We start from the raw sequence: 5,785 nt of genomic DNA, 5'->3' as shown, positions 1-5,785 counted from the left end.
CATGCGCGCATCCGCAACGTGATCGCGGTGGGCTCGGGCAAGGGCGGCGTCGGCACGAACTGATCCTGACCCGCCTGCATGCCGGCGGCAAGTTCAGCAACAACAACTACACCTTCTCCGGCGGCCTGCACGGCGTCGGCGTCAGCGTGGTCAACGCGCTGTCGACCCTGGTGGAAGTGCACATCAAGCGCGAAGGTGCCGAGCACCGCATCACCTTCCGGAACGGCGACCGCGCCACCCCGCTGGAAGTGGTCGGCAGCGTCGGCAAGAAGAACACCGGTACCCGCGTGCGCTTCTGGCCGGACCCGAAGTACTTCGATACGCCCAGGTTCGCCGTGCGCGCGCTCAAGCACCTGCTGCGCGCCAAAGCCGTGCTGTGCCCGGGCCTGACCGTGAAGCTGACCGACGAAGCCACCGGCGAAGTCGATACCTGGTACTACGAAGACGGCCTGCGCGATTACCTGAAGCTGGAACTGGGCGAGCGTGAATCGCTGCCGGCCGACCTGTTCGTGGGCAACCTGAAGAAGGACATCGAGGTCGTTGACTGGGCCGTGGCCTGGCTGCCGGAAGGTGAACTGGTCCAGGAAAGCTACGTCAACCTGATTCCCACCGCCCAGCACGGCACCCATGTCAACGGCCTGCGTACCGGCCTGACCGAGGCGCTGCGCGAGTTCTGCGACTTCCGCAACCTGCTGCCGCGCGGCGTCAAACTGGCCCCGGAAGATGTGTGGGACCGCGTGTCGTTCGTGCTGTCGCTGAAGATGACCGACCCGCAGTTCAGCGGCCAGACCAAGGAACGCCTGTCCTCGCGCCAGGCTGCTGGCTTCGTCGAAGGCGCCGCCCACGATGCCTTCAGCCTGCTGCTGAACCAGAACGTGGAACTGGGCGAGAAGATCGCGCAGATCGCCATCGAACGCGCCAGTGCGCGCCTGAAGACCGAAAAGCTGGTTGTCCGCAAGAAAGTCACCCAGGGCCCTGCCCTGCCGGGCAAGCTGGCCGACTGCATCAGCCAGGACCTGTCGCGCACCGAACTGTTCCTGGTGGAAGGCGACTCGGCAGGCGGCAGCGCCAAGCAGGCCCGCGACAAGGATTTCCAGGCCATCCTGCCGCTGCGCGGCAAGATCCTCAACACCTGGGAAGTGTCGTCCAACAGCGTGCTGGCCTCGGAGGAAGTGCACAACCTGGCGGTGGCCATCGGCTGCGACCCGGGCAAGGAAGACATCGCCGGGCTGCGCTACGGCAAGATCGTCATCCTCGCTGACGCGGACTCGGACGGCCTGCACATCGCCACCCTGTTGACCGCACTGTTCCTCAAGCACTTCCCGGCGCTGGTCGATGCCGGCCATGTGTTCGTGGCGTTGCCGCCGCTGTTCCGCATCGACGTGGGCAAGCAGGTGTTCTACGCCCTGGATGAGGAAGAGAAGCGCTCGATCCTGGACAAGATCGAACGCGAGAAGATCAAGGGCGCGGTCAACGTCACCCGCTTCAAGGGCCTGGGCGAAATGAATCCGCCGCAGCTGCGCGAATCGACCATCCACCCCGACACGCGCCGCCTGGTTCAGCTGACGGTGGATGACGGCGAGCAGACCCGTTCGCTGATGGACATGCTGCTGGCCAAGAAGCGCGCATCTGATCGCAAGGGCTGGCTGGAGAGCAAGGGCGACCTGGCTTCGCTGGAAGCCTGACGCTCGCAGCCCTCCTGTAGAGCCGAGCCCACGCTCGGCTGCGTTTCGCGCCGTGCCGGGCAGCCGAGCATAGGCTCGGCTCTACAGTCATCACGCCCCCATCGGCAAACCCAGCGGCGTCATAATGCGCGTCTCTCTGCCTGGACCCTCGTATTGGCCAGCCATTCGCTGCTGTTCCCGGGATTGCCGCTGCACAGCGCACGCCTGGTGTTGAGTCCCATCCGCCGTGACGACGCCGCCGCGCTGTTCGCGCTGCAATCGGACCCGGGCGTGATGCGTTTCTGGAACCACCCGGCATGGACGCGGCCCACCGAGGCCCGTGCGCAGATCGACGACGACCTCGCCGCGCATACCACCGGCACCCAGCTCAAACTGGCCGTGCGCGAAACGCTGGACGGCCCGCTGCTGGGTATCTGCGTAGTGTTTGCGCTGGACCGCGATGCCGCACGCGCCGAGATCGGCTACCTGCTGGCGCCTGCGAAACAGGGCCAGGGTTATATGCACGAAGCACTGCAGCAGGTGGTCTCCTACCTGTTCGACACCCTCGGACTGCACCGGGTGGAAGCGGAGATCGACCCACGCAACCGCCCCTCGGCGCGCGTCCTCGACCGCCTCGGCTTTCACCTGGAAGGCGTGCTCCGGCAGCGCTGGCGCATCCAGGGTGAGCTGTCCGATTCGGCGGTGTACGGCCTGCTGGCCGACGACACAACGCGCAGCGCCCTGCCCGCTTGACCCACTCTGGCCGCAATGGCCGCATGCCCGCCGCCATGCCTTTGGACACATACGGTCCGCGCGGCGGGAGCCTAGCATCAGGGGCTTCTTCCGCTGCCGCTCTGGTGCCATGAAGTCCCTGCTGCACATCGCCGCGCTCTGCGTCGGCCTGCTCGTCGCTCCCACCTGCGCGTTCACCGCGTCGGCCGCTGAAACCAAGCCGGACACCAAGGGCGACACCGCCGAAGCGCCTGCGCTGCCGGCCGATGCCTCGGCCCGCCAGAGCATCCGCCTGGCCGGCCGCACCCTCGATTACACCGCCACCGTCGGCACCCTGCCGGTGCGCGATGACAAGGGCAAGGTGATCGCCGATGTGGTGTTCACCGCCTACACGATGCCGGGCAAGGACCGGCCGGTGACGTTCGCGCTCAACGGTGGCCCGGGTGCATCGTCGGTCTACCTCAACATGGGCGCGATCGGCCCCAAGGTGGTCACCTTCGGTTCGGAAGGCGACAGCGCCTCGGCGCCCGCCACGTTGCACGACAACCCCGGCACCTGGCTGGACTTCACCGATCTGGTGTTCATCGACCCGGTCGGCACCGGCTTCAGCCGCGCACGCATCGGCGACGACGAGGCCAAGAAGCAGCTGTACAACCCCAGCGCCGACATCGAGTACCTGTCGCGCTCGATCTACGACTGGCTGCTGCGCAACCAGCGCATGGGTGCACGCAAGTACCTGACCGGTGAAAGCTACGGCGGCTACCGCGGCCCGCGCATCACCCACTACCTGCAGACCCGCCTGGGCGTGGCGATGAACGGCCTGGTGCTGGTGTCGCCGTACCTCAGCCCGACCCTGGAAGACAACGCCGACGTCTCGCCGATGGCGTGGATGCAGACGCTGCCGTCCATCGCAGCAGCACACCTGGAACGCCAGGGCAAGCTGACCGATGCGGCCATGCGCGAGGTGGTCGAATACACCCGCGGCGACTACGCCACCGCGCTGATGAAGGGCCGCAGCGATCCGCAGGCGACCGAGGCGATGCTGCGCCGAGTGACCGAACTGACCGGGCTGGACCCGCAGTTCGTGCGCCGCGCCGGTGGCCGTCTTGAGACCCAGGCTTACCTGCGTGAAGTGTTCCGCGACAAGGGCACGCTGGGCAGCCGCTACGATTCCAACGTGACCGCGTTCGATCCGTTCCCGAACGATCCCGAACAACGCGCCAACGACCCGCTGCTGGACAGCATCATCGCCCCGACGACCACGGCGATGGTCGACTTCGTGACCCGCGTGGTCGGCTGGAAGGTCGATGCGCGCTACCAGGCGCTGAACTACGACGTGAACCGGCTGTGGGACCGTGGTGGCGAACTGCGCCAGGGCGCGGTGACCCAGCTGCGCCAGGCGGTGGCCATCGACCCGCACCTGCAGGTGCTGATCGTGCATGGCTGGAACGACCTGTCGTGCCCGTTCATGGGGTCGATCCTGACAGTGGACCAGATGCCGGCGATGGGCAGCGATCCGGACCGCGTGCAGGTGCGCAGCTATCCGGGCGGGCACATGTTCTACAGCCGGGCGGACAGCCAAGCGGCATTCCGAAGGGATGTGCAGGCGCTGTTCCAGCGTAACTGAGGGGTGGTGGTGGTGGCCGGGCCTGCGGCCCGGCACCCGCTTGATCAACTGCACTGCAACCGCAACTGCATAAGCTGGGATTCCGTGGGTTGGCGTGGTGGGGTGGGCAGGCGGGGGACGGCAAAAACTGCTCCTGCGTGCCGCGTAGAGCGCAATCCATGGCGCTCTACGCCCCCGCCTGCCCACCCCACCACTGACAGTTTCCGGGCGCCGTTGGTGGGTGCCGACCGTTGGTCGGCACGGGCTCTGACCTTGGTTCTGCTCTGGTAGATGTCGACCTTGGTCGACACGATGGGTGCAGAAGAATTGTTTCGCCCACAAAAAAGCCCGCCGGAATCCGGCGGGCTTTTTCGTGGGCTGGGGTCAGAGCCCTTTCCCGCAGGGAAAGGGCTCTGACCCCGGATGCACTGGCATCAGGTCCAGCCGAACACTTCAAACAGCTTGAGGATCAGGTACGCACAGCCGCCAGCGGCGGGAATGGTCAGGATCCAGGCCCAGACGATGCGTTCGATCACACCGAACTTCAGCGAATGCGGGTTCTTGGCGAAGCCGACGCCCATGATCGCGGTGGAGATGCTGTGGGTGGTCGAGACCGGCATGCCGAAGTGGGCAGCCAGGGTCAGGATGGTGGCCGAGCTGGTCTCCGCAGCGAAGCCGTGGATCGGGTGCAGCTTGACCATCTTGTGGCCCAGGGTCTTGATGATCTTCCAGCCGCCAGAGGCGGTACCAGCCGCCATCACCACCGCACAGGTCAGCACGATCCACATCGCGATGCCGTCACCGGCGTGCGCGTCCGGGTGCATGAAGGCCAGCCAGGACGGCAGGTCATTCAACGCTCCGGTGGCTTCGGCGCCGATCAGGGTCATGGCGATGATGCCCATGGTCTTCTGCGCGTCGTTATGGCCGTGGGCGAAGCCCATGTAGGCCGCCGAGGCGATCTGGGCCTTGCCGAAGAACGCGTTGACGATGCGCGGGCGGGCCAGGCGGCCGATGGCGCCACCGATCTTCGCCAGGCCGGCGATCATCGCCCACAGCAGGACCATCACCACGATGCCGAGCAGGAAACCGGCGATCGGCGAGGTGATCATCGGCACGAACACCTTCCACAGCAGGCCCTTGTTCTGTGCCCAGCTGCCCAGGCGCTCGGACCAGATCAATGCGTCCCAGTTGTTGTGGGCCGCGGCCAGGCCGGCGCCGCACAGGCCCCCGATCAGCGCGTGCGAGGAGGAGGACGGCAGGCCCTTCCACCAGGTGATCAGGTTCCAGATGATGCCGCCCAGCAGCGCGCACAGGATGACCTGCGGGGTGACGTCCACCACGTTGGTGTTGAGCAGGCCCGAAGCGATGGTGAGCGCGACCGCAGTGCCGGTAAGCGCGCCGATCAGGTTCATGCCAGCGGCCAGCATCACCGCCCAGCCGGGCGAGAGCACCTTGGTTGCCACTACGGTGGCAATGGAATTGGCAGTGTCGTGGAAGCCGTTGATGAACTCGAAAACGAGCGCGGCCAGGATCACCACCAGGACAAGGGTCAACATGCGGCGGCGTCCGTCAGCTGTTCTTCAACACGATCTGGTACGCCACCACGCCGGCTTCGCGGCACCGGTCGATGGCCTTTTCCAGGATCTCGAAGAATTCCTTCAACAGGAACATCTGCAGGTTGTCCAGGCGACCGGAGTAGATGTCGCGGTACAGCTCGAGCATCAGGCGTGAGGTACCGGATTGGCGTCAAGATCGCGATAATCGACCTGCAGGCCGTCGATCT

General features: G+C 66.0%; 4 protein-coding genes and 1 pseudogene. 3 read left to right on the top strand and 2 right to left on the bottom strand.

Translation table 11 applies throughout. The features are described from left to right. The 3 genes from parE to ACQKDV_RS17935 all read left to right on the top strand — a co-directional run. On the top strand, positions 1-1,685 hold a 1,685-nt coding region (parE, locus tag ACQKDV_RS17945), incomplete at its 5' end, for a DNA topoisomerase IV subunit B (protein ID WP_427785546.1). A 153-nt stretch (positions 1,686-1,838) separates the two neighbouring features. Then, positions 1,839-2,417 carry a GNAT family N-acetyltransferase gene (locus ACQKDV_RS17940; protein ID WP_427785545.1) on the top strand — a complete coding sequence of 193 codons (579 nt, stop codon included), beginning with the start codon at positions 1,839-1,841 and terminating at the stop codon, positions 2,415-2,417. A gap of 109 nt (positions 2,418-2,526) precedes the next feature. Further along, on the top strand, positions 2,527-4,023 hold the full coding sequence (locus tag ACQKDV_RS17935) for a S10 family peptidase (RefSeq protein WP_427785544.1): 1,497 nt from the start codon (positions 2,527-2,529) through the stop codon (positions 4,021-4,023). 413 nt (positions 4,024-4,436) lie between these two features. On the opposite strand, the gene ACQKDV_RS17930 is transcribed toward ACQKDV_RS17935, so the two are convergent. Together ACQKDV_RS17930 and ACQKDV_RS17925 are read right to left on the bottom strand one after the other, a co-directional pair. Further along, positions 4,437-5,558 carry an inorganic phosphate transporter gene (locus tag ACQKDV_RS17930; RefSeq protein ID WP_427785542.1) on the bottom strand — a complete coding sequence of 374 codons (1,122 nt, stop codon included), beginning with the start codon at positions 5,556-5,558 and terminating at the stop codon, positions 4,437-4,439. A 13-nt stretch (positions 5,559-5,571) separates the two neighbouring features. Further along, positions 5,572-5,733: pseudogene (locus ACQKDV_RS17925) on the bottom strand (pit accessory protein); the annotation flags it as partial. Positions 5,734-5,785: the final 52 nt, after the last annotated feature.

The organism is Stenotrophomonas sp. NPDC077659, assembly GCF_050268705.1.
In the GTDB taxonomy this organism is placed as follows: domain Bacteria; phylum Pseudomonadota; class Gammaproteobacteria; order Xanthomonadales; family Xanthomonadaceae; genus Stenotrophomonas.
The sequence above is the reverse complement of the archived record's forward strand: the minus strand, read 5'-3'. Positions and strand labels throughout refer to the sequence as shown.

Excerpts from the sequence above, each read along its gene's own strand:
- ACQKDV_RS17930 (WP_427785542.1), bottom strand. The coding sequence starts at position 5,558 with ATGTTGACCCTTGTCCTGGTGGTGATCCTGGCCGCGCTCGTTTTCGAG.
- ACQKDV_RS17935 (WP_427785544.1), top strand. The coding sequence starts at position 2,527 with ATGAAGTCCCTGCTGCACATCGCCGCGCTCTGCGTCGGCCTGCTCGTC.